This window comes from uncultured Pelagimonas sp. (assembly GCF_947498515.1).
Classification (GTDB): Bacteria; Pseudomonadota; Alphaproteobacteria; order Rhodobacterales; family Rhodobacteraceae; genus Pelagimonas.
On the sequence record NZ_CANMKO010000004.1, the window covers coordinates 139,542 to 163,089 of the forward strand.

The 23,548-nt window shown below is 54.2% G+C and carries 19 protein-coding genes; 12 read left to right on the top strand and 7 right to left on the bottom strand.

What is annotated here, in order from left to right; translation table 11 throughout:
- Window positions 1-5 precede the first annotated feature (5 nt).
- A complete protein-coding gene (locus tag Q1A43_RS09505) occupies window positions 6-428 on the bottom strand; it encodes a hypothetical protein (RefSeq protein ID WP_299934422.1) in 423 nt (140 codons plus the stop codon).
- Window positions 429-623: 195 nt separating this feature from the next.
- Here Q1A43_RS09505 and Q1A43_RS09510 point away from each other — a divergent pair, with 195 nt between their 5' ends.
- The gene (locus Q1A43_RS09510) at window positions 624-881 is read left to right on the top strand and encodes a helix-turn-helix transcriptional regulator (RefSeq protein ID WP_299934425.1); all 258 of its coding nucleotides are present in this window, start codon (window positions 624-626) and stop codon (window positions 879-881) included.
- Window positions 882-1,130: 249 nt separating this feature from the next.
- On the opposite strand, the gene Q1A43_RS09515 is transcribed toward Q1A43_RS09510, so the two are convergent.
- On the bottom strand, window positions 1,131-3,419 hold the full coding sequence (locus Q1A43_RS09515) for an adenosylcobalamin-dependent ribonucleoside-diphosphate reductase (protein ID WP_299934428.1): 2,289 nt from the start codon (window positions 3,417-3,419) through the stop codon (window positions 1,131-1,133).
- Between the two features lie 157 nt (window positions 3,420-3,576).
- Here Q1A43_RS09515 and Q1A43_RS09520 point away from each other — a divergent pair, with 157 nt between their 5' ends.
- Window positions 3,577-4,008, top strand: coding sequence for a DUF1489 domain-containing protein (locus Q1A43_RS09520; protein WP_299934431.1), 432 nt, complete (start codon window positions 3,577-3,579; stop codon window positions 4,006-4,008).
- A complete protein-coding gene (locus tag Q1A43_RS09525; protein ID WP_299934433.1) occupies window positions 4,005-4,406 on the top strand; it encodes a hypothetical protein in 402 nt (133 codons plus the stop codon). The genes Q1A43_RS09520 and Q1A43_RS09525 overlap by 4 nt, the downstream gene beginning before the upstream one ends.
- 345 nt (window positions 4,407-4,751) lie before the next feature.
- Here Q1A43_RS09525 and Q1A43_RS09530 read toward each other — a convergent pair whose 3' ends face one another.
- From Q1A43_RS09530 to Q1A43_RS09540, 3 genes are all read right to left on the bottom strand, one after another.
- Window positions 4,752-6,014, bottom strand: a complete 1,263-nt coding sequence (locus tag Q1A43_RS09530) for an O-antigen ligase domain-containing protein (protein ID WP_299934436.1) — start codon at window positions 6,012-6,014, stop codon at window positions 4,752-4,754.
- Window positions 6,011-7,480, bottom strand: coding sequence for a hypothetical protein (locus Q1A43_RS09535; RefSeq protein ID WP_299934438.1), 1,470 nt, complete (start codon window positions 7,478-7,480; stop codon window positions 6,011-6,013). Before Q1A43_RS09535 ends, Q1A43_RS09530 begins: the two co-directional genes overlap by 4 nt.
- Window positions 7,481-7,590: 110 nt before the next feature.
- Window positions 7,591-8,205, bottom strand: coding sequence for a response regulator transcription factor (locus tag Q1A43_RS09540; protein WP_299934441.1), 615 nt, complete (start codon window positions 8,203-8,205; stop codon window positions 7,591-7,593).
- Between the two features lie 248 nt (window positions 8,206-8,453).
- Between Q1A43_RS09540 and Q1A43_RS09545 the strand changes: the two genes are divergently transcribed.
- From Q1A43_RS09545 to Q1A43_RS09555, 3 genes are all read left to right on the top strand, one after another.
- Window positions 8,454-9,863 (top strand): sugar transferase, encoded by a 1,410-nt coding sequence (locus tag Q1A43_RS09545; RefSeq protein ID WP_299934444.1) that lies wholly within the window; start codon window positions 8,454-8,456, stop codon window positions 9,861-9,863.
- Window positions 9,864-9,964: 101 nt separating this feature from the next.
- The gene (locus tag Q1A43_RS09550) at window positions 9,965-10,453 is read left to right on the top strand and encodes a molybdopterin-dependent oxidoreductase (protein WP_299934447.1); all 489 of its coding nucleotides are present in this window, start codon (window positions 9,965-9,967) and stop codon (window positions 10,451-10,453) included.
- A gap of 27 nt (window positions 10,454-10,480) precedes the next feature.
- On the top strand, window positions 10,481-13,030 hold the full coding sequence (locus Q1A43_RS09555; protein ID WP_299934450.1) for an ATP-binding protein: 2,550 nt from the start codon (window positions 10,481-10,483) through the stop codon (window positions 13,028-13,030).
- Here Q1A43_RS09555 and Q1A43_RS09560 read toward each other — a convergent pair.
- Window positions 13,023-14,246: a polysaccharide biosynthesis/export family protein gene (locus Q1A43_RS09560; RefSeq protein ID WP_299934453.1), complete on the bottom strand. Its 1,224-nt coding sequence runs from the start codon at window positions 14,244-14,246 to the stop codon at window positions 13,023-13,025. The two genes, Q1A43_RS09555 and Q1A43_RS09560, sit on opposite strands and share 8 nt — an antisense overlap.
- Window positions 14,247-14,435: 189 nt before the next feature.
- On the opposite strand from Q1A43_RS09560, the gene Q1A43_RS09565 reads away from it, so the two are divergent.
- The 5 genes from Q1A43_RS09565 to Q1A43_RS09585 all read left to right on the top strand — a co-directional run bounded on the left by Q1A43_RS09565 (window position 14,436) and on the right by Q1A43_RS09585 (window position 21,380).
- Complete coding sequence (locus Q1A43_RS09565; protein WP_299934455.1) at window positions 14,436-15,674, top strand: oligosaccharide flippase family protein; 1,239 nt, start codon at window positions 14,436-14,438, stop codon at window positions 15,672-15,674.
- Between the two features lie 2 nt (window positions 15,675-15,676).
- Window positions 15,677-16,597, top strand: a complete 921-nt coding sequence (locus Q1A43_RS09570) for a glycosyltransferase (protein ID WP_299934458.1) — start codon at window positions 15,677-15,679, stop codon at window positions 16,595-16,597.
- Window positions 16,598-16,621: 24 nt separating this feature from the next.
- A complete protein-coding gene (locus Q1A43_RS09575; protein WP_299934460.1) occupies window positions 16,622-17,608 on the top strand; it encodes a glycosyltransferase family A protein in 987 nt (328 codons plus the stop codon).
- Between the two features lie 21 nt (window positions 17,609-17,629).
- A complete protein-coding gene (locus Q1A43_RS09580) occupies window positions 17,630-18,604 on the top strand; it encodes a glycosyltransferase family 4 protein (protein ID WP_299934462.1) in 975 nt (324 codons plus the stop codon).
- 307 nt (window positions 18,605-18,911) lie between these two features.
- On the top strand, window positions 18,912-21,380 hold the full coding sequence (locus tag Q1A43_RS09585) for an EAL domain-containing protein (protein WP_299934465.1): 2,469 nt from the start codon (window positions 18,912-18,914) through the stop codon (window positions 21,378-21,380).
- A 362-nt stretch (window positions 21,381-21,742) separates the two neighbouring features.
- Here Q1A43_RS09585 and Q1A43_RS09590 read toward each other — a convergent pair whose 3' ends face one another.
- Window positions 21,743-22,027: a hypothetical protein gene (locus Q1A43_RS09590; RefSeq protein WP_299928848.1), complete on the bottom strand. Its 285-nt coding sequence runs from the start codon at window positions 22,025-22,027 to the stop codon at window positions 21,743-21,745.
- Between the two features lie 514 nt (window positions 22,028-22,541).
- On the opposite strand from Q1A43_RS09590, the gene Q1A43_RS09595 reads away from it, so the two are divergent.
- Window positions 22,542-23,489, top strand: coding sequence for a D-ribose ABC transporter substrate-binding protein (locus tag Q1A43_RS09595; RefSeq protein WP_299934468.1), 948 nt, complete (start codon window positions 22,542-22,544; stop codon window positions 23,487-23,489).
- Window positions 23,490-23,548 lie beyond the last annotated feature (59 nt).

The following is a 23,548-nucleotide window of genomic DNA, read 5'->3' on the forward strand; positions in this document are numbered from 1 at the left end:
TTCAGTTAACCCGCCAGAGCGCGAAATTCCTCCGGCGTGTAATCCAGCGCCAATAATTTCAGAAGAAGCAGATCCAAAGGCAATTGCGTTTCCATCCACTGCACTTTTTCAGCATTGATGCTTAGATCGAAGCCGCCAGATTTGTTGAGGGAAATGCAAATTTCACGCCCATTTAGATAATCCCAAAGGAGCTCGGAAAACGGACTCTCCCCACTCTTTGGATGCGTTGAAAGGCCAGAACACTGAGCAAGAATTGTTGGCAATACGTCCGTAAAGACAGCCCATGCCTGATGTAGCTCCTGTATTTTCAATGTTTGCAAACTAGAAGTGGGCTGCGGTGCTGACGACTTTAGCGCCAATACTGGTGCAAACTTCGACAGGATAGCTTCCTTGGTGTTTGAGGCATCACCTGCTTTCACGCCCGTCATCTCAACACCCAACCTGTATGTCGTCGAAGGCAGCTGAATCCAGAGAGCTTTGTGAAACACCCAAAGCGCAATACAGGTCCGCAAGGGTTATATGTATATTTGGCATCACTACCCACCTTATATGTATAATCTGATTTTTAGATAATCTGAAAATGAGATTACTGGAAGTGTCCGAAGCATCTTACGGACACTCAATTGACCAAAACACTCCACACCAACGGACATTTGGCGCTCATTGAAGCGCTCATTTCTGCCCGTAAATCCCAAAATCTCTCACAAGCAGCCTTGGCAGAGCGGTTAAGGTGTCATCAATCGTTCGTCGCGCGGATCGAGTCGGGGCAGCGGCGTATTGATGTGCCAGAATTGGTGATCATTGCGCGAGCGCTCGATGTTCCTACGGAGCACTTTTTCGAAGCCGTCATTAAGGCAGTGCCACCGGGTGAACGGATTTAAATATCTGATTTCGTTTACTATTCACGCAATCCACAAAGGGCTTGTACGACTTTGGATGTGACCGAAGCATGATTTTCGCGTCCAAAATCTACTCAAGCCCCATACACAAAATAGAGAAGGCTTCACCCCGAAAGCATCGTTGTGAAGCCGCTCAATGTACAACCTATGTGTAGATAGTGGACCCAAGTTAGAACGAAATGGGCAAACTGTGGGTCATTTCACACCTTACAACATCTCACCCGACAAGCATCATCCGCACTTCGAATGCCCACAATCGGAACAGGTCATACAGCCTTCGACCATCCGCATTGTGAACTGCCCACAACTGGGGCAGGCTTTGCCGCGTGGGGTTTGGGCGATGTTGACGACGTCGGCCTGGGGGTCAGATTTCAGCCCCATGCCTTCGCCTTCAAGGAAGCCCGTCGATACCATGTGTTTCTCGATCACGCCGCCGATGGCTGCCAAAATCGAAGGGATGTATTTACCCTGCACCCATGCGCCACCGCGTGGGTCAAATACGGCCTTCAACTCTTCCACGACAAACGACACGTCGCCACCACGACGAAACACCGCCGAGATCATACGGGTCAATGCCACGGTCCACGCGAAATGCTCCATGTTTTTGGAGTTGATGAACACCTCAAACGGGCGGCGATGGCCGCCAACAATCACGTCATTGATCGTCAGGTAAATGGCGTGCTCGCTATCGGGCCATTTCAACTTGTAGGTCGCGCCTTCCAACGATTGCGGGCGATCCAGCGGCTCGGACATATAGACCACATCGGCCCCTGCCCCAGCGGCTTGCGCCATTTCTGGCGTCTCTGCCGGTGTCTTTTCCGACGCCTCAGAAACTGACAAAACCGATCCGGTCACATCGTTGGGGCGATACGTGGTACAGCCCTTACAACCGGTTTCAAACGCCTCAAGGTACACGCTCTGGAAGTCATCAAACGAGATGTCTTCGGGGCAATTGATGGTTTTGGAGATTGAGCTATCAATCCATTTTTGCGCCGCGGCCTGCATGCGAACATGGTCCAGCGGAGCCAATGTCTGGGCGTTGACGAAGTAGTCGGGCAGTTCTTTGTCACCAAACTTTTCACGCCACATTTGCACAGCGTAATCAACGACTTCTTCTTCGGTACGGGTGCCGTCTTTTTGCAGAACCTTGCGGGTATAGCTGTAGGCAAAGACTGGCTCGATGCCCGAGCTGACATTCCCGGCGTAGAGCGAAATCGTGCCCGTTGGCGCGATGGATGTCAGCAAGGCGTTGCGAATTCCATGTTCGCGGATCGCATCGCGCACGTCGTCATCCATGGCACGCATGGTGCCGCTTTCCAGATAGGGCTCGGCCTCGAACAAGGGGAACGCACCCTTTTCCTTGGCCAAGTCCACCGACGCAAGATATGCGGCGCGGGCGATCCGTTTCAGCCAATCCTCGGTTTGACGCGCCGCCTCCTCGGAGCCATAACGCTGACCAACCATCAAAAGCGCATCCGCCAACCCGGTGACACCAAGGCCAATACGACGCTTGTTTTGCGCCTCAATCCGCTGTTCTTCCAAGGGAAAGCGCGACGCATCAACCACGTTGTCCATCATCCGAACGGCCGTCGCGACAAGATCATCCAAAAGGGTTTCGTCAAGATCAGCACCGTCCTCAAACGGGCGATCCACCAGGCGCGCCATGTTGATCGAACCAAGCAAACACGCGCCGTAGGGCGGCAAAGGCTGCTCTCCACAGGGGTTCGTCGCCGCGATGGTCTCAACATAAGACAGGTTGTTTGCCTTGTTGATCCGGTCGATAAAAATCACACCGGGTTCTGCGTAATCGTAGGTGGCGCGCATGATCTTGTTCCACAGATCGCGGGCCTCAACCGTATGATACACCCGGTCACCAAATTTTAGCTCCCAGCTGCCATTCGCTTTGACTGCTGCCATGAAATCATCAGTGATCAGCACCGATAGGTTGAACATGCGCAACCGAGCGCTATCTGCCTTCGCGGCGATGAAATCTTCGATATCAGGGTGGTCACACCGCATGGTCGCCATCATCGCGCCACGACGCGAACCGGCGGACATGATGGTCCGGCACATGGCATCCCAAACATCCATGAACGACAGCGGGCCAGAGGCATCCGCCGCCACGCCCGCCACTGGCGCGCCTTTTGGCCGAATGGTGCTGAAGTCATAGCCGATGCCGCCACCCTGCTGCATGGTCAGCGCCGCTTCACGCAACATGTCAAAAATGCCGCCCATCTGATCGGGGATGGTGCCCATGACGAAACAGTTGAACAACGTCACACTACGCGCCGTCCCTGCCCCGGCGGTGATACGCCCGGCGGGAAGAAATTTGAAATCCTCTAGCGCGCTATAAAACTTGTCTTCCCAATGCTTTGGCTCGGTCTCGACCTCGGCCAAAGACCGCGCTATGCGCCGCCAGCTATCTTCAACAGTGATATCAATGGCTGTGCCATCAGCTTCTTTGAGACGGTATTTCATATCCCAAATCTGTTCGGCGATAGGGGCGGCAAATCGGGTCATGGCAGCGAATCTCTTTTGTAGCAGGCGGTGGCGTAGAGCGATTTTCATAGACAAGCGGGCGGCGCTGGAAAAGACATATTTTGAACTAACCTAACGCTACAGCTTGAAGGCGCAGGTGAGTGTTATACCATATACAGCGTAATCTGGGGAAGAATCTGTGGATAAGATCACACATCTGATCAAACTAAGCGTCGGCACCGAAAGCGTTGAGGGCCTTCAGGCCTGGCAAGATATGCGCCGCAAGGAGCTCCCCGAGGGCTTGCCGCGCCATGTCACCCGCATGTGGCCGCGTCGTGAGTCCGCGATTCTGGCAGGCGGATCAATCTATTGGGTGATCAAAGGCGTGATCCAATGCCGCCAACGCATCCGACGCCTAGACGAAGTCATCGGCGAAGATGGCATCAAACGCTGTGCCATTATCCTCGACCCTGACATTATCCGCACCGCCAACGCGCAACGCCGCCCTTTCCAAGGCTGGCGCTATCTTTCCCCTGCCGACGCCCCGCCCGATCTGTCGGGTTCGGCAAAACAAGAAGACACCCTTCCCCCAGCACTTGCCGGGGCCTTGGCCGAAATCGGTGTGATTTGAAGCGCAAGGCAAGCTTCAACCGCATGCTTAACGGCTATAGCGTGCTGCATCTAATCCTCTGCTTTCTCGTTTTCAGTAATCCGGACATAGATCAGAGCCACAAATATGTCGCGCTGGTCGCTGGTATCATTTTTGGCCCAACCGCCAGCCTGTTTTGGTGTAAAAGCCAAGCCACAGCGCGGTCCTCAAGCCGCTTTCAAAACAAGAAAGCCTTGTGGATGATCCTGATTTTCTCGGCCCTCTATATCCCTTTTGCCATACTCAAATTTACCGATGTCATTTCCCTACCGTTTTGGACGCAGGTACCATTGATGTGGGGCATCACCCTTCTCCCCATATGCGTCAACACATTGATTTACGAAAAGTATTTTAGGTGGATCGACGATCAGCCCCCTTAACTGTCCTGCAAATTTTTGTTGCTTTGTACGCTGTCAAAAACGCGATTGTCTCCACGATCTATACTAGTGCCCTAGGAAAGGCGTAAAAAAACAAGGGATTGGAGACAGGGATAAAACGCGTGTGACTTGCTGCGACACTGGCCGTGATTGTTGCCCAAAGGATCAAGAGCCGCGCATGTGGACTCGTGCCCTTGCCACTAGCAATTCCTATCAACATCAATACGTCATTCTGACCATTCGCCACACGGCTCCCCCTATCGACAAGAGAGATCGGCCAAACCAATCCTGCCGATTGTTTGTGGCGCTGATTATGGGTCGCGAAACAAAAGCGCATGTTGGCTGCCCCTACGGCTGAATCTGTCTCTCTCGGCAATGAATTCCTAACATGATTAACGCCGGCCAAATCAAATAGGTTTGGATCTCCAAATTCTCGCCAAAGGACAACAGAACCAGTGTCAGAAAAATTCCCATCGGCAAGGCTCCGCGTTTGGAACGAGTCGCGTCAAACACCGCGACCAATGCGTGGCAGGCGAATGGCACCGCAAAAGCGGCGAAACCTACAACCCCTTTGACAAACAGCAATCCAAACCAGGTGTGATGACTGCCAATTGGCATATATTCAACGAGATGCGGTCCGGGTTGAACGCGGCCATGCCCAAACCAAACCGCGTCTTCCTGCCAGCGTTCATAGGCAATCCTTTGCAGGGTTGCGCGGACGCGGGTGCTATCTGCACGGGCGGATTTGAACGCGTCAATTGCTCCGAAAATGCCATGTTGAAGCGGTGTGATAAACAGGCCAGCCAGCGCAGTCATCCCTGCCAAGGCAGACCAAGCAAACCCGCGAAATATGAAGGGTGCGAGCCGGGGAAGGGTCGTACAGAACACCAGCCCAACCAACCCCATTCTGGATTTTGACGCCAATATCATTAGCACCCCGGCCACAACGCCAGCCAACATCCAGCGTCGGTCCTTTTCCTCTAGGGCAAACAAAACCATCATCACACCAAGAAGGGCTGCGAAGGGTGACCAGGGGGCAAAGAACTGCCAGCGGGGTTGCCCCGATCCGGGGTCGATTGTGTAGAGGAAAACGGTGAAATATTCCGGCCCCGGCCCGCCAACGACCTTGAGAGGCGAGGTGAAAACCCGTTCGGGAAGTCCGACGAATGGGGCCAGCAACATTAGAGGGGCAAGGGCAAGCGTTGTGGCCCCCAAAATACAGTAGGCGCGTACAAGGATGTCACGGCGCAAAGGGAGAACAACGCCCGCCAAAGGGAATAGGCACATCAAGGCCCAGCCTTTGGCCCATCCTATAGTGGATTTGATGGTTGTCTTAACCCCCATATCCCAATTCATGTGCCCCACCCAGAGCGCAATCAGCATCACCGCCATGCCGATAATCCAACCCCAAATCAGTAAGGGTACAGGGCCTGTGGCGCGCAGATCAGGCCGAATGGCCGGACCAAGGTAAAGCGAGAGCAACGCAAACCCCGCCAAAATCCATGCCAAAACCGGCCCAAGAATATAGAGCCCACCAACCAAATAGACCGGCCAAGTGGCAACAAGCGCCCAGAAAACGAGGCGCTCAGGCAAGGTGTCGGGGCGGATCACGGTGTCGCCGCCGACGCGGTCGGACGGGTCAAAATGCGATCAATGAGGGCTTTGCGATACCAGCCCAAGGTTGCGGCGATCGCCAACATCAAACTGGCCGCGATGGCCGCTGCCAAAACCAACTTGGTTTTGGGGGAAGACGGTCGCGTTGGCAGGTTTGGGTCCTCCAACACCTGAACCAAAGGGTAAGACGCATAGATATCGGTTTTGGAGGACTGCGAGCGGGCGATGGCCGAGGCAAACACCGCTTCGGCAACGGCAAAATCGCGTTGACGGTCCTCAAGTTCCGAGGCCACCGGTTCTAGGCGTTGGATTTCAGCGGCGTCTTTGCGGTGTTGCGCCGAAAGGGTCGACACTTCCTTGCGCAGCGCCTCAAGAGTTGCATGTTCGCGCACCAGTTCCGAGAGCAAATCCGCCCGCGCGCCGTCCGGGGCACGATCAAGGGAGCGGACCTCGGCCATCGAAAATCCGGTCACTGATGCGGCCAATGTCAACACAGCCTTTTGGGCGGTTTCATGTGTTCTTTGGGCGGCTTGGCGTTCGGGATGACGGGCCCCGAATTTGGATTTTGCAGTGGCGAAAAGGGCGGCAGCCTCGGCCAGTTCGGCCAAAGCAACCCGGTATTCTTCATCAGAAAACAGTTTCAAAGTTGCCGCTGCATGCTGAGCCGAAATTTGTAGAGCGGATTCCAGATTGGCCACACGCGAGGCTTGCGAAGCGGCCGTGCCATTTAGGGTTTGCAGCCGTTCGGCCAAAACCTCGAGTGCCGCAACTCGGCCCTTGAATTGATCGGCAGACATCAATCCGCTGTCCTCGCGCAGGTCAGAAATTAAGGTTCTATTGGCCCGAACCGAGGTGACATAGTCGGCGATTGCATCTTCGCCACCTGCTTGACGTTGCACAATTTCGTCTTGCCGTAGCGCGTCAATCTCGGCAAAGAACGAAGCCAATAAGGCGCGTGCGCGTGACTGCGCGGCTGGTGCCGCATCGGCGGAGAGCTCAACGTGGATCAGGTTGGTTTGATCGACAAGTTTGATTTTTGGACGACCAAAATCCTCGCGACTGACCTGTTCGACCATGGCCGCAGCGTTCAAAATCCGGTCGGCCACAATCAACCTTTTGTAGGTTTCCGTTGGGCTGATCGACCCGTTGGCAAAAGCCGAATTGGCATAGGAAGAGGCTTGCCCGAACTTGTTGAGATTCACCGATGTCGAGCTACCTGCACCGGGTAGGATCAGTGAAAACTGTGAGGTGAATTGTGGTGTCGCTGTTGTGATATAGCCAAGGCTTGGCAACCAAACCGCCACAAGCCCCATACCGAACATCGACACATACCGCAAATTGCGGCGGGTTTTGGTGTACACCCACCGTTTACCACGCCGCGCCCATGATCTCATGCCGGATGCCTTAACCCGAGTGGCGGCATTTGTGGAAGCGGATAAAAATTTGGGGTTCTGGAAACTCATAAGCACTCTCCTTGCTTACGAGTTTACCGGTCCGATCTGTGTTTTGCCTCGCCCCACCCGGGCAGGTTTTGCGGGGATTGGGATTGGCATTCTACCCGATGGGATATGTCTTAGAACAATCCTGCTTCGCGCGCGACCAGGGCCGCTTGTGTGCGATTATTGACATCGATCTTGCGATAGAGAGTTTTGACATGCAGCTTGATTGTCGGCTCGGCCAAATCCAACCCTCGCGCGATTTCCTTGTTGGACTGGCCTTTGGTCAGACCTTCCAACACCTGCAATTCCCGTTGTGTGAGCTTATCCACCAGGGGATGGGCCGGGGGCGTGTCTGGTGCGGTCATGAAATCAATCGGGGCGTATTGTTCACCCATTGCCATGAACCGAATGGCATTGATCAACGATTGTGCCGCCAGTGTTTTGGGAACAAACCCTGCGGCTCCGGCTTCGAGTGCGGCTTCGGCGACCTCGCGGGTGGCATCCCCTGAAATCAGCGCCACACGCGGTGCATTCTCCAAATCGAGAATGCGATGCAGCCCCTCAAGACCGTTCATCTTGGGCATTTTGTAATCCAAAAGAACCAGATCGTAAGCGTCGCCGGTTTTGATCCGCTCAAAGGCCTGATCGAAATCCGCGACGGCATCGACGTCAATGTCGCCCGTGGATTCAACGTAGGCGACTAGGGTGTCGCGCACCAAGTCATGATCATCGGCTAATAAAAGTCTCACTGGGCTACTCCATCTACTCTGGACAGCTTGATTAGACACCGCATGTTTGGCTGCGACAATGGGAATGCTGTTCTATTCGGAACTACCCGCCCATCCGATTGGATAGGTCTGGCGGTCCTTCGCGAAATTTTAACCCTGTTTTTCACTCTCTCACACCTCATGTCCCACGGTGGCATCCTCCTGCGCCTTTGGGAAAAAAGCCCGTGTTTGTCATGCTGATCCCAAGCTCATCTTGTGGGAGGATCACCATGCAACATTCATCAAACGCAGACTTTGGTTTGGGCGCGACGCCTATCGAGCGATTCAGCAAAACGGTCAAGACAGCACAGCCAACCAAGGCACTGGCCGTATTAGATCAACCCCTATGGGATGGGACAACGCAGGGTGCCATTGCGCAATGTTTAAACGGGCAAAGGAATACGGTGTTTTTCCTGAATGCGCATTGCGCAAACATCCGGGCACGGCACCGATCTTATGCCCAGGCGCTTGCGCGGGCGAATTATGTTTTTCCGGACGGCATAGGCGTGGAAATGGCCGCCAAGATGTGTGGGGATCAGGTCACAACCAACTTGAATGGCACCGATTTGGTGCCCGACCTTCTGCAAGAGGCAGGGCGGCGGGGCCTTTCGGTCTTTCTTCTTGGCGCACGCCCTAATGTCGCCCAAGCCGCGGCTGGCAGGCTTGAGGCCAGCTGTCCGGGGTTGGTGATTGCGGGTGTCCGGGATGGCTATGCTCAATCCGCCGACAATCGCCAGACAGTTGAGCACATCAACGCCTCTGGTGCCGATATTGTGCTTGTTGCCAAGGGTGTACCCCTTCAGGAGTTGTGGATTGATCAGCATCGCGATCAACTAGAGGCTCAACTGGTTATGGGGGTTGGGGCGCTCTTTGATTTCGTGTCTGGTATGGTGCCGCGCGCGCCAGAACCGATCCGCAAAGCCCGTGCCGAATGGCTGTACCGGTTGTGTTGCGAACCCAAACGAATGGCCCGCCGCTATTTGATTGGCAACGCCACTTTTTTGGGACGGGCATCCGTGCATGCTATCAATGGCCTTGCAGCGGGGACAATCGAGAAACGGATGCTCGACGTGGTCTTGGCAAGTGTTTGTATCGTTCTGCTGTCGCCCATCCTTTGTCTCATTGCGCTGGCCATACGGATGGATAGTCGCGGGTCGGCCGTGTTTTCGCAAACAAGAGTTGGTGAGTTCGGTGCCGAGTTCAAACTCTTTAAGTTCAGGACGATGCATTTGGATGCCGAAACCCGGCGGGCTGATATCCTGGCCATGTCAGATCGGGAAGGCCTATGTTTTAAGTCACGCCAAGACCCCCGGATCACCCGTGTTGGGTCGTTTTTGCGCAAATGGTCTTTGGACGAAATCCCCCAAATTTTCAATGTATTAAAGGGCGATATGTCTTTTGTTGGCCCGCGTCCGGCACTTCCCGGTGAGGTCGAGGCCTATCCAGAACACGCGCTCGGGCGGTTGCTGGCCAAGCCGGGAATCACGGGGTTGTGGCAGGTGTCGGGCCGGGCCGATATTGGCTTTGACAAGATGATCGACCTTGATCTGGCCTATATCAAAGCGCGCTCAATCTGGCTCGATTTGATGCTGCTGGCCTTGACCTTTCGAGCGGTTCTGTTGCGGCAAGGCGCGTATTAAACCGCCCTCTAATCCGAACGGATAGGTCGCCACCCGGAATAGCCGTACCGGGTGGCGGTTTTTTTGCGCATTCTTGGATCAAACCGATAGGGAGACATATTGTGACGAAATTGCTAGTTGTTCTTCTCACCGTGATCGTGAGTTTTACACCGTTTTTGGCCGCTGCGGACCAAACCCAGACAGAGCCAGTCATATTTATCCAGCAAGGTGTATCTTCTGAACCGATTGCGTTGACCTTGGCAGATTTACAATCCTTGCCTCAGACTACGTTTAAAACATCGACCATTTGGACCTCAGGCGTGTCTGAGTTTTCCGGTGTGGCCCTGTCGCAGCTAATGGCACCTTTTGGCGTAAACCAAGGGGTGATCCGGGCACGAGCCGCCAATGACTATGCCGTCGACATTCCAATTTCGTCTTTGACTGATACCGCCCCGATTGTGGCCTACCGCATGGATGGCGATTTGATCCCGCGACGTGGCAAAGGCCCGCTGTGGATTGTCTTTCCCTATGACATGGATGCCGCGTTCCGTACGGAAACTGTTTATTCCCAAAGCATTTGGCAATTGAAAAGCCTGGATGTGGTAGACTGAAATCGCGTTTTTGGGAGTCGTCGTTACATGAGTGCCACTAGGTCAAAGGCTGTCCATCGGCTCCGGCTTCCGATCCTTGGAACGTTGTTTGCGGTTGCTGGGTTCGCTGTCCTTTCGTGGTTCATCTATACCGAAGCCCTGCAAGAGCTTGAGACCCTGAAATTCGCCAAAACGGACAATGTCGAATGGTCGATGAGCCAGAGCGAGGTGGATTATCTCCGGTTTCTAGAAGCCTTGTCGATCACTCCAGAGACGGCCACGGCGCAAGAGCTTGCTGAAATCCGTCTGCGCTTTGACCTGTTTTTCTCACGTATTGATCTGTTTGAGCAAGGCGCGCTTTTTGCGGCGTTTCAAGACGACGCAAAACTTGGACCTCTCCTTGATACAATCGAGGGGCGTCTCGACGCGATGGTCGAACCTGTGGATGGACCTGATGTGGGGCTGATCCTTGCCTTACCAAACATTCAACAATCCGCCTTATCCATGCGGTCCGACGTTCGGGAACTGGCGCTTGAGGGTGTGGCCTTTTTCGCCCGTCAGTCCGATCAGGATCGCAATCAAAGCGCCGGAACATTGACGCACCTAGTATACTTGACGGGGGCCATGCTCTTTGTGATGGCGGTGCTGAGTTTCGGGCTGTTCTATTTCAATCGACAAACCCACCGTCAAAGCACCAAAGTCGCCCAAGCCAACTCTCGCCTTCAGGGCATCCTAGAGACGTCTCTAGACGGTGTTATCGTCACCAAAAACACCGGCGAAATCCTAACTTTGAACCCGGCAGCGGAACAGATGTTTGGGCATTTGGCGGAAGACGTCCGGGGGGTTCCTGTCGGCGATCTGATCGTTCCGGATCATTTGCGTCAGGCCCATCGCTCCGGCATGGCCCGCATGTTGGAAGGCGGCGAAAGACGTGTCATCGGACAAGGCCGCGTGCAACTAGAGGCCTGCCGTCAGGATGGATCAATTTTCCCGGTTGAAATGGCGCTCTCGGCGGTTAATGAAGATCAAGACGAGGTATTCGTTGCTTTTTTGCGCGACATGTCTCAGGCGCACGCCGATGAAAAAGAGCTGATAAAAGCCCGAGATCAAGCCTTGGCAGGGGAAAAAGCCAAAACCGATTTCCTAGCCGTCATGAGCCACGAAATTCGAACGCCGCTCAATGGGATATTGGGCACGCTACAGTTGATGGCGCGTGAACCTCTCACTCAGGCGCAGCAAAAGATGCGTCGCAATATGGATATCTCGGGCCAGTTACTGCTACGCCATGTGAACGCGGTGTTGGACATTGTCAGCGCAGAGGCCGGGACCGTTTCGGTGCGAGAGGATGTGTTAAACCCCGGTGTATTGATTCAAAAAATTGTCGATGCTTTAGGTGGGGCCGCAGCGGAACGGGGCAATGTGATCGAATGGTCGTGGAACGGTAGTGAAAAGGATTGGGTTCTTACCGACGCACATAAGCTCGAACAGATTTTGCTCAACCTTGTCGGCAATGCGATCAAATTTACCGGCGATGGCCGTATTGCGATAGGAGCCGCGATAGAAGCGACGGCCGATGGTTCCGAAACACTGAACCTGTCAGTTTGCGACACAGGGATCGGCATCTCCCAAGACCATTTGCCCAATGTGTTTGATGATTTTCAAACCTTTGATGCGTCGTTGGATCGCGCCACGCCTGGCTCTGGGCTTGGTCTTGGAATCGCGCGCCGATTTGCCGAGGCGTTGGGAGGAAGCATCGCGGTCTCCAGCACCCTTGGCAAAGGCAGTCAGTTTGACGTGAGTTTGCCGGTGAAACGCGCCGTTGCCCCGGTCAAGGTTGAGAAAGATTCGAACCGCCAAGCGATTTTACCGCCAAAGATGAACATTCTGGTCGTCGATGACAATCAGATCAATCTGGACGTCATGGCCGCGATGCTAATACATGAAGGGCATGGAGTAACCTGCACCACCAGCGGGCTGGACGCGGTTCAGCAAGCGATGGCCAAGCGGTTTGATGTCATATTGATGGATATCTCTATGCCGGGCATGGATGGTGTCACCGCCACGGCCCATATTCGTCAAGGCGGTGGGGAGTCATCCGATGTTCCAATATTGGCCGTTTCCGCCAATGTGTTGCCCGATGACACGCGCTCTTATCTTGAAGCCGGGTTGTCCGGCGTTCTTGGCAAACCTTTGACATTTGAGGCTCTGCAAAACGCGTTATTGGCGGCAAATGGATCAAGCGCCCCCTTGGCTCATTCCAACGAACTCCTTGATCAGCGCCAGCTAGATCAAATGCGCAAGACTTTGGACAAAACCGCGTTAAAAACCCTGTTTACAAGGATGATGTCCGACGCAGATAAATTGATCGCGGATTTGGGGCCTGATGCCGATTTACCCGCAACCGCTGTCTTGGCGCATAACGTTGCCGGAAGTGCCGCGATGTTCGGAGCGCAGCAGTTCCACTTGCATCTCAACGACATCGAAAAACTCTGTTTAGCAGGCGAGCGAGACGCCTTCACCCGTAGCTTGCCCGCGCTTGGAGAGTGTTGGCGTGACAGTCGTGCGGCGCTAGAAACTTGGCGCGCAACGTTCATTTGAGAACCAGCGCCGCCGCGCCAACAACCGTTGTGACCCGCCCGATGTCCGCGATGTTAGTCACCGTGCTGTCATAACAGGCAATGGCATCGCCGGGCAAGACATAGGGATCGTAATCGTCCCGGTCTGCCCGGCGCAACAACCGTTCGATATTGCGCTCAATCACAACGGACACCTGCGTCACGGGATTGCGGGAAAACAGCACGGCATGACGGTTGGCATTGGTGAGCTTCACGCCGCCGACGCAATTGGTATCAACGACAGCTTGTAGGAAACGCGCACCGTAGGGCACCTCGCGTACCGACCGGCCGATGGCGGATTCCGCGTTGCCGGTGGCGGGTTGCGTTAAGTTCGACATGTATAGCGTCACACCCGGCGGGCTAATTGGGCTTGGGCGCATCAGGTCGTCTTGGAAGCACTGGCGGCTTTTCACGACTATCCTATCCCCGCTCAACAACATGATGTCGGTCGGGTCACTGCCATCAAAAATGCCCCGCAAATCCATCCGATAGATTTGCCCGGCACGGTGCAGTTCGACCGAAGATAGGTCTGCGTCAGGGCGTACACCGCCCGCGGCCCGCAAAGCCACCGAGAGATTTCGCTCTTCTGTTGAGGCCCCAATCGCGCCCTGCCGGATCCGATCCGCTTGATCGCCGGAAACCGCCCCGATCCGAACCGCATGGGGTTCAAAAACCGCCCCAGTTACGCCAACACTCACATCCGCAAAATCCAAGATGCGCAGCGATAGCTGGGGCGCGGTGCCATAGTGGCCGGCCGTGACCAAGGCCTGCCGTATCGCGCGCTCCACCTCCCGTGTGCTTTTGCCCTGCGCTGGAACAGGGGGCATATGCGGTATGGTCAGATCGCCCTCTCGGGACACGACATAATCACCGCTAAAGGTGTCATCGCCTTCGACCACCAGTTGCACAAGATCGTTTCGGGTGAGCTTTTCACCCAAAAGCGGGCTGAGCGCAGGCGCGGACCATTTGCCAATCGTGTCATCTATGCTGCCCCCAATCGGCGGCAAGCAGGGTGTTTCATTCATCTCCTGCGCCTCTAAATACCGCGATTTGGCGGTGGCCGGTTTGCGGTACTGTGCCTGATAGGCTTGTCCTTCGGCGACTGGTTCAATGTTCTCAGGCGTTTTTAGACTGGCGCAGCCGGGAAGCAGCGCCAAAGCAAGGGTTGAGACAATCGTTATCGGTAAAATACGGGGCATGGATACATCCTTTTGGGCTTGCTTCAGGTTAGTGCCAATCCCCCCAACCACGCGAGATGGGGATCGGGATGGCAATGCAATCCCAATGGATAGGGGGACACCCATTTTTGTTCTGGCCTGATCCCGAGGGGATGAAGACGGCTATTTTTCAACGGGTTAAAAAGGGGCACCATCAGATCGGAGCACCCCATGAAGCAACACACTCACGGACAGGATCGCGGATTTATCCCCGACTTCCTCGCTTTTGGTGCCTCCGAGATCACGGCCAAGGTCTCGCGTATTTTGGTCGTGATCGCTGTCGCCCGCAGTATGGATGCCGCTCAAATTGGCGTGGCTGCTGCGGCCCTCGCTGCGGGCGACATTCTTAAAGCACTAAGTGAAAACGGTGTCGGCCAACGCATCATCGCCGCCCCGCAGGCGGAGCTTGAAGCGACGTGCAACCGGGCCCAGTCACTCTTTCGGCTTTGGTGTTTTGGTCTAACGGGTTTTCAATGGGCCATCGCCGCAGGGCTGTTTGCCCTTGGGGCGCAAGAGCTGGGCATTTTGCTCGCGATATTGGCTGTGGAATACCTCTTTATGCCTGCTGGCTTGGTTCAGGCCGCCCTGGCTATGCGCGAAGGCAAATTGCAGCAAACGGCCATCATCGCCGGTGGACAGATCGTTGGGGCCAATCTGGCGACCACTGTGCTTGCCGTTCTTTGGCCGTCACCTTTGGCTTTGGTCTTGCCCCGCCTTGTCGCCGCTCCGATTTGGTTGATCTGTATGCGTCGCCTGCGCCCCTGGACGTCAAAACCAACCGTCGGAGCCGCCCCGATATCGCCATTTTTGCGGTTTGGCAGTGCCGTTATAGGCATCGAATTGGTCAAGGTACTGCGTGTGCAAGCGGACAAACTGATTGTCGGTCTTTTGCTCGGGGCCGAAGCCCTTGGGCTATACTTCATGGCGTTCAATGCTGGTCTTAGCCTTGCAACATCCGTGACGCAGGCATTTTCCGTCGCCTTGTTTCCACATCTCTGCACGGCACCAAACCGGTCTGTCGCTTTGCGCCACAGCTTGATCGTTTCAATCTGTGTCGTCTCTCCCTTTGTGTTGGCGCAATCCCTGCTGGCCCCGGTCTATGTCCCGCTATTGCTCGGCGATGGGTGGGAGGCGGTGATCGAACCGGTGTCGATCCTCTGCCTCGCTGCCATTCCCGGTCTTATCTGGACAGGTTGCGCGGGCCTGTTACGCGCCAACAGTCGCCCGCAAGACGAGTTGAAGGTGGGTGCAATACTGGCACTGGCGCTCGGGATCAGCACGGTTGTGACCGCCCCCTATGGCCTCACCACTATGGCGTGGAGTTACCTCGCGGTGAGCACACTCATCATGACAGGGTTCGCAGCCCCCATCCTGCTTGACGCGTTTTCCCAAAAACCAAACGAGGTCTAACAATGCCAAGGTTTTCAATTGTCATTCCCTGCTTCAACGCGGCCTCAACATTGGCCGAAACGCTGAACAGCATAACGGCACAAGTCTTCACAGACTGGGAAGCGCTTTGCGTTGATGACGGGTCGTGCGACGGAACCCGTGAGCTGGTCGAGGACTATCAAAACCGTGACCCGCGCATCCAACTTTTGCGCAATCCGGGCAAAGGCCCGAGCGCAGCACGTAATTTTGGAGCCTTGACGGCGGCACGCGGCGACATCCTTTGTTTTTGCGATGCGGATGACATTTGGACACCAGACAAACTTGGGCAATTAGATCACCAGTTTCGCTTGCATGACCTTGACGGCATCTATGCGAAAGTCGGTTTCTTTCGAACCGCCCCCGGTGACGGGTACAGGCGATCAACGGTAAAACCATCCGCGCTGACAATCACGGATATGCTGTCGGAAAATCCGGTTTGCACATTGTCAAACCTCAGCCTGCGCAAATCTTGTTTTGACGCAATCGGCGGGTTTGATCCGGGCTTTGTTCACAACGAAGACCTTGATCTTTTGGTGCGCCTTTTGGGCGCTGGAGCGGTGATCCTCGGCACGGATGTTCTGCAGGTTTGGTATCGCTGTTCTCCTGACGGATTGTCATCGGACCTTGAGGAAATGGAACGAAGTCGACGTGCGATCCTAGAGCGCGCCCGAACCTTTGGTGTGCAAAGTGATGCCAAAGCAGAGGCGGCTTATCTGCGCTATCTTGCGCGGCGCTCCTTGCGGCTAAAATCCCATCGGTTTCAGGCACTGGCGCTGACCCTGCGGGGTATCAACCATAGCCCATCCGGTTTTTTCGACCCCTTGCATCGCGGAGCCGGAACCGCAGCGGCGTCTATCGTTGCATTGGCTCTTCCTCAGACGCTTCGCAGCACTCTGTTTTCCTAATCCCATCCCGAAAGGATCTGCCAAATGCCCACCGCAAGCATCGTCGTCCCCGCCTATAACGCCACCCGAACCTTGCCAGAGACCCTGCGCTCGTTGCTGTGTCAAACGTACCGAGATTTCGAAATAATTGTTGTCGACGATGGTTCGACCGATCAGACAGCCCAAATAGCGGAGCAGTTTCCAAACGATCCACGGCTCAGAATAGTCCGTCAAACCAACCGGGGGCTAGCAGGCGCGCGCAACTCTGGCATCGCGGCGGCACGTGGCGCGTATGTTGGGTTTTGCGATGCCGATGACCTTTGGGTGCCGCACAAGCTTGATGTTCACATAAGGCACCTAGATGCCAACCCGGATGTGGCGCTGAGCTATTCAGGTTCTAAGCTTATTGATGAAGACGGCGCGCCGCTTGGTATTGTCCAAAAACCACGACGGCGGGGGGTGACACCGGCGCATGTGTTTAAACGCAACCCTATTGGCAACGGCTCCGCCGTTGTGGCGCGGCGTGTTGCGCTAACCGACATCGCTTACCGACCACATTTTGAAACCGAACGGGATTGGGTTTTTGACGAAACATTTCGCCAGTCGGAAGACATCGAATGCTGGCTGCGCATGATGTTGACCACTGATTGGCAGATCGAAGGCGTGGCGCAGCTTTTGACCGAATACCGCATCAGCAGCCACGGCCTATCGGCTTCTATTGATCAGCAATTGGACGCGTGGGAACGCATGGTCACGAAATTGACTGATCTGAACCCAGAGTTTTTTGACACCCATGCCAGTGCCGCCAGAGCCTATCAATATCGCTATCTCGCCCGTCGCGCGATTAGCCTAAACCTCGGGCGGCGTGCTCATGACTTTGCGTGGCAATCGCTTCTGATGTCGCGCAAGCCGCTGACCGAAGAGCCGGTCAAAACACTTTCAACCCTTGCCGCTGCCGAAGTCCTCAAGCGCACTGGTGCTTTGCGCATTCGGCAGGCCATGGCGGCCTTAACCGCGATCAAACGTTTCTAAATCCAACTTCAGGAGGCCGTGATGAAAACTGCCATTCATTTGATTGATGATCGCACACCGGGTGGTGTGATGCGTATGGTGTCATTTCTAACCAGCTCACCAGACCCGACCTGCCACCATAGCTTATTGGATTTCCAAGACTGGCGGCGCATCTACCCAAGCCCTGATATTATCGTGTCGCATCTCGCAGTAAGTTGGCGTAACTTGCCGACGTTTTTGGCCATGCGTGCGCGGTTTCCGAGCGCTCGGTTGATCCATGTTGAGCACAGTTACACGCAATCCTTCACTGCGATGAACGTGGCAAACCGCGGGCGTTTCTTTACCCTATTACAAACAAGCTATTCCTTGTTCGATAGCGTTATTTGTGTGAGCGAGGCCCAAACCACGTGGATGCGTAGCCGCAATCTGGTGGCATCGCATGCGTTGGAAACGTGCAATAGCATTGTCGATTTCACCTCTTTTTCCGATGTACCCCCGGCTGGACCACGGCCAAAACGATTGGGATTGGTCGGGCGACTGGATCGGCAAAAGGGCTTCGACATCGCAATCAAGGCGTTTAGAAACCTCGAGGATCGGGACTTGGAGCTAAAAGTCTTTGGCAACGGCCCGCAGGAACAACAGCTTAAACAATTGGCGCTGGGCGACACGCGTATTAAGTTCCTCGGATACTCATCAACCTCACATGACATTTACGCTCAAGTCGACGCTGTCCTAATGCCGTCAAGATGGGAAGCGTTTGGTCTGGTGGCAGCAGAAGCATTTGCGGCAGGCCGCCCAGTTTTGGCAGCAAATGTAGATGCGCTAAAGGATCCAAACAGAAAAGGTATCACTTTGGTCCGCGGTCATGGGACAGGTGTTTGGGTGAATGGGCTTAAAACATTTTGTGAAAATCGGTTCAGCTTGGCCCCGATTTGCCACAGCGACGCAGAGGTCTGGAAGAAAAAAATGTTGGGCAAGTGGCACGATAATCTAGCTGGAACGTACAGCTCAGCTTGAGGGGCAGTGACGACGTTTGATACATGGTGTGTCTGCGGTCGGAGCTCGGTGGCTCAACATAAAATCTGAATAGTGCCTCTGCCTGATTGGAGAGCCCCAAAGGGAGGTCCGGATTGAGGGCTCGTGCCTGATCGGCCTTCGTAGCATCAAATATCAAAACGCATAAGCCGGACCCTTGGCAAAAAACCCGCCTAGGTTGGGCAACGCATTCAAAAAACAAGTTTATTTTGCAAAGCTTTGGCGTTCTACTACGCGTTGAACCTTTCAACGTGAGGGCGAGAGCATCCAGAACCCTGAACATAATTTTTTGAAGTTCACCTCGGTTCCGATTTTGGTTTTAACGTACGATTTAAATGCAAAGCATCTGTTGGTGACCTATGCAAATACTGCTTTCTCGGCAGCACTTGGTTGGCAAGCTTGCGAAGTCCCTCGTGAGATGTTTGAAGGTTTGTTCGATCAGGATTTATCCCTAGCGAACGCTGCTGACAACTTGCGTGCAGGGCAAAAACAATGGCCTCTCCATCGCAAGTTAACGAATTTGGAGCGTCGTGATGGAACCAAGCTTCAAGCCTTGGCAACAATTGATTTGGTTGCCGATGCCACATCCCAAAACCCGCAATGGTTTGTGACTTTTGGTTCCGGCTTTGAGGCCATAGAAGATGGCCGCGACGCGCCGGAACGATGTTCTTATGATCGGTTGTTGTCTGCCCTAAACTCATACCCGGACCCAATTGTTATATATGGGGCCGACCTTCGGTTGGTGAGCTGGAACCAAGGATACGCGGCTTCAGTATCAGATGATCCTGAAGAGCTTGTTTTTGGGATGCACCTTCGCGACGTGCTTTTTTTGGCAGTAGGGAACGGGCGTTACCCCGAAGCCGTTGGTCGGGAAGATGAATGGGTTAATGGAATCTTGTCCAAGGAAACATTGAGCGCACCCCACCAAGATGTTGAGCTTGATGGCGATATTCACCATCGGTTGTTGAGAAGCCGGTCTGCGAATGGCGATTACGTTGTTGTACGGCTGAACTCCACGGAGCTTGTTCGCCAAAAACGAACTGCCGAAGCCGCCAAAGCTCGTCTTGTCTCAGCCTTAAACGCCTACCCATCGCCCTTCGTAATTTATGATTCCGACGATTGTCTGGTGGTCTGGAACCACGCCTATCAACACTCAATGGCCACCACCGACATGAAATTAGAAGTTGGTATGCACCGAACAGACGTGGCCCGATCGGCGATCAATGCGGGCAAGATTGTGGATGCCCGAGGTCAAGAAGCCGAGTGGGGATCGGACCAGCATCAAAAACAGGATGTTGCAAAGCCGGTGCAGGACATTGAGCTTGAAGGCGACACTCATCACCGGCTTTTGCGGTCACGCGCCAGCAATGGAGATTTGGTCATTGTCAGGTTGGACATCACCGAATTGGTGCGTCAAAAACGTGCTGTTGAAAAATATGCCCAGCGCTTGGAGGACGCAAACAAGGCTATCACACACATGGCCTTTCATGACGACTTGACGGGTTTGGGAAACCGCCGCTACCTCAAGCAAAGGTTGACGGAATTCTCCTTCAAACGAAATGTCATGGGCGGCGAGATTTCGGTGCTGCATATAGACCTCGATCGGTTCAAGCAAATAAACGACACGTTGGGCCACGCGGCAGGGGATGCCGTCCTTGTTGATGTTGCAAATCGCATATGCCGGGCCGTTGAATCCGAAGACGTTGTTGCCCGCATCGGTGGCGATGAGTTTGTCGTTTTAATGTACGCGCCATTTGTTGATGATCGGGCCGACAAGCTTGCCAACACACTGTTAAAAGATTTGTCTCGCCCGGCCAAAATCGGCGACAAGATATGTAGATTTGGAGCTTCGGTCGGGATGGCGCAAACGCCTCTTGTTGACGTAACTCAACTGCTTACCAACTCGGATGTCGCCCTGTACAAAGCCAAGCGACAAGGCCGTGGTCAACTTGGAGTGTTTAACCACTCGGACTTGGAAACGGTGTATCACAACAAACTTCTTGCTGATGACATCCTAAGGGCGATCGAACAGGCCGAGTTTATTCCTTACTATCAGCCCCAAGTTGATGCTTGCTCTGGTGCTTTGGTTGGGTTGGAAGTGCTTGCAAGATGGCAACATCCATCAAATGGAACCCTATCTCCGAACTCATTCCTGTCCGTCGCTTCAGACCTTCAAGCTATTGCGAAAATAGATAAAATGGTTTTTGAGAAGGCCATTTTAGAATGCTCAAGTTTGTTCAGAGGTCTGCCTTCCTGCCCGTCCTTGTCTTTCAATGCCAGCACCAACCGCATTGGCGATGGTCACATCGAACAGTTGCGTAGATATGTGGACTTGTACCCTGGTCAAATTGCCTTTGAGCTCTTGGAAACTACGTTTCTTGAAGAGCAAGACGACGGCTTCATGCGAGATCTCAATGAACTGCGCGATATTGGAATAGAAATAGAGGTCGATGATTTTGGTAGTGGGCGCGCTTCTGTCATAGCTTTACAAAAGGTCAATCCAGACCGCCTCAAAATTGATCGACGCATCGTCGCCGCCACACAAGAGGGAGAGAGCGGATTGCGCTTGCTTCAGTCGATTGTTGAGATTGGCCATACACTCGAAATCGGGGTGACCGCGGAAGGGGTGGAAACTGCCCAACAAGTAAAAGATTTGGCGGCTTTGGGATGTGATCGCCTGCAAGGCTATTTTATCGGAAAACCTGTCCCTTTTTCTGATCTGACAAACACCTACTGTGATTTCTTTTTGGATCACTAAGGAACCGATTCAGCGGAGACCCAAACGAGACTAAAATGGGCGCCAGTTTGGATGTTGATCCTATTTGAGGTGCTCAACGCCGAGGATTTACGACGCGAAAGGCCGCCTTCAACAGACTATCTAGAAAACCTTGTGGATGAGGCGAAGGGCCGGTTTCTGCCCACTGGCGCGGGGCCCTCTCAATACTGCGCATAGCACGCATGTCGTGATTGGGCTGGGAGCGATCCTTGGGTGAAGCTTGCGCATTGGTCGACTTCGGGCCGTTTGTGGTGGTGTTATCCTTCAGATGCCATGCCCGCATTCGTCAATTGCCACATCGGGATCGGGTTACTCGAAAGCGCGTCAGGTTGAGAAGTTGCCTATCAATCGCTCTCTTGCGCGAGATGCGACTTGATGGCCTTCAATAGGTCCTGAGGTGAGGCGGGGGTGAGAACTATTTTGGTCCAATAGTCAAAACGCTGGCGATCCAAAGCACTACCAGGGTCGCCGTCGAGCCTGAAAACAATATTGGGCGTGCCGACAAAGAGACGTATCAACGCCCCGTCATAAAGGTTCACGATTTCCAGTTGGTCAAAACCCTCACGCTGCGCCAACGCATGGACTTGAGGAAAAGGGTGATCATCGCCGATTGGGTGGTGATAGGCCATTCAAGCCCGCCCATTCATTGGTGCGGCATCAAAAAAGTGGATTTTGGTCAATTTCGCCCCCCCCATCCGTCAGGCATCACCAAGTAGATTGCAATGTTTGATACATTGTTTTGCTCGCATTGTCAGGGTGATTTGGATCGCCATCCTCATGGTGCGCTTTGCCACCTAGCCCGCATCTCGTCGTCATAGTCGTTCCATGATCAACTCTCGTCGTCGCCTGTGTTGGTGCAAACCGCTGGTACCCCCGGACGGCGTAACGGGCGATACACCGAGAAAACCCGAAACCCTTGAGGCAAGGCTAGGCAGAATGGCCACGCGTGCGGCCTTGCCGCGTCAACGCCACAACCAAGCCCGCGCAACGATGCCCCGAAAACCTGACGCGGGGCATAGAAAGTGGCACGCACCAATTGCACGTATACTCATCATACCTGTTGACAAGAAGATGACAATGTCGGAAGAATTGCCGTCAATCGGTCGCGACAGTTGTGGGACTGATGCTTAGGGAGGAACAAACATGAACACTAATCGCCGCATTTTTCTGTCCGGTCTTGCAAGCGTAGTGACGCTAGCAACCACCAAAGCGAGCTGGGCCGAAGGCAAAGGGCTGATCGCTATCTTGACACCGAGCCATGACAATCCGTTTTTCAAAGCAGAAGCCGTAGGCGCAGAAGCACGCGCCCAAGAGCTTGGCTATGAAACCATTGTTTTGGTCCATGACGATGATCCCAACAAGCAGTCCGAGCTGTTCGACACGGCAATTGCCCGAGGTGCAAAAGCAATAATCCTAGACAATGCCGGTGCCGACGCAACCGTCGCAGCAGTTCAACGTGCGAAAGATGCGGGGATTCCATCGTTCCTGATCGACCGTGAAATCAAAGAGGCAGGCATTGCCGTTAGCCAAATCGTATCGAACAACTATCAAGGTGCGCAGCTAGGTGCCGAAGAATTCGTCCGCATCATGGAAGAGACCGGAAACTACGTCGAATTGGTTGGCCGTGAAGCCGATACAAATGCCGGCATCCGCTCGTCTGGCTACCACGATATCATTGACCAGTACCCCGATATGGTCATGGTGGCACAGCAATCCGCCAATTGGTCTCAGACGGAAGCCTTTGAAAAGATGGAGTCAATCTTGCAAGCCAACCCTGATATCAAAGGGTTGATTTGTGGTAACGACACCATGGCGATGGGGGCTTGGGCCGCACTAGAAGCCGCCGGACGCAGCGATGTTCTGGTTGTGGGATTTGACGGCTCGAACGATGTCCGCGATAGCATTCTTGCCGGCGGGATCAAGGCAACAGTGTTACAGCCAGCATACCGGCAGGCCCAGATCGCAGTTGAACAAGCTGACAAATATATCGAAACTGGATCAACCGGTTTGGAAGAAAAGCAGTTGATGGATTGCGTTTTGATCAATGCTGACAACGCTGCCGATTTGGAAACCTTCGCGCTTGGTGCCTAAGCGTTAAAGTCCAGAGTTATAGGGCGCGGCACCACGCTGCGCCCTGTGCAATCAACGGG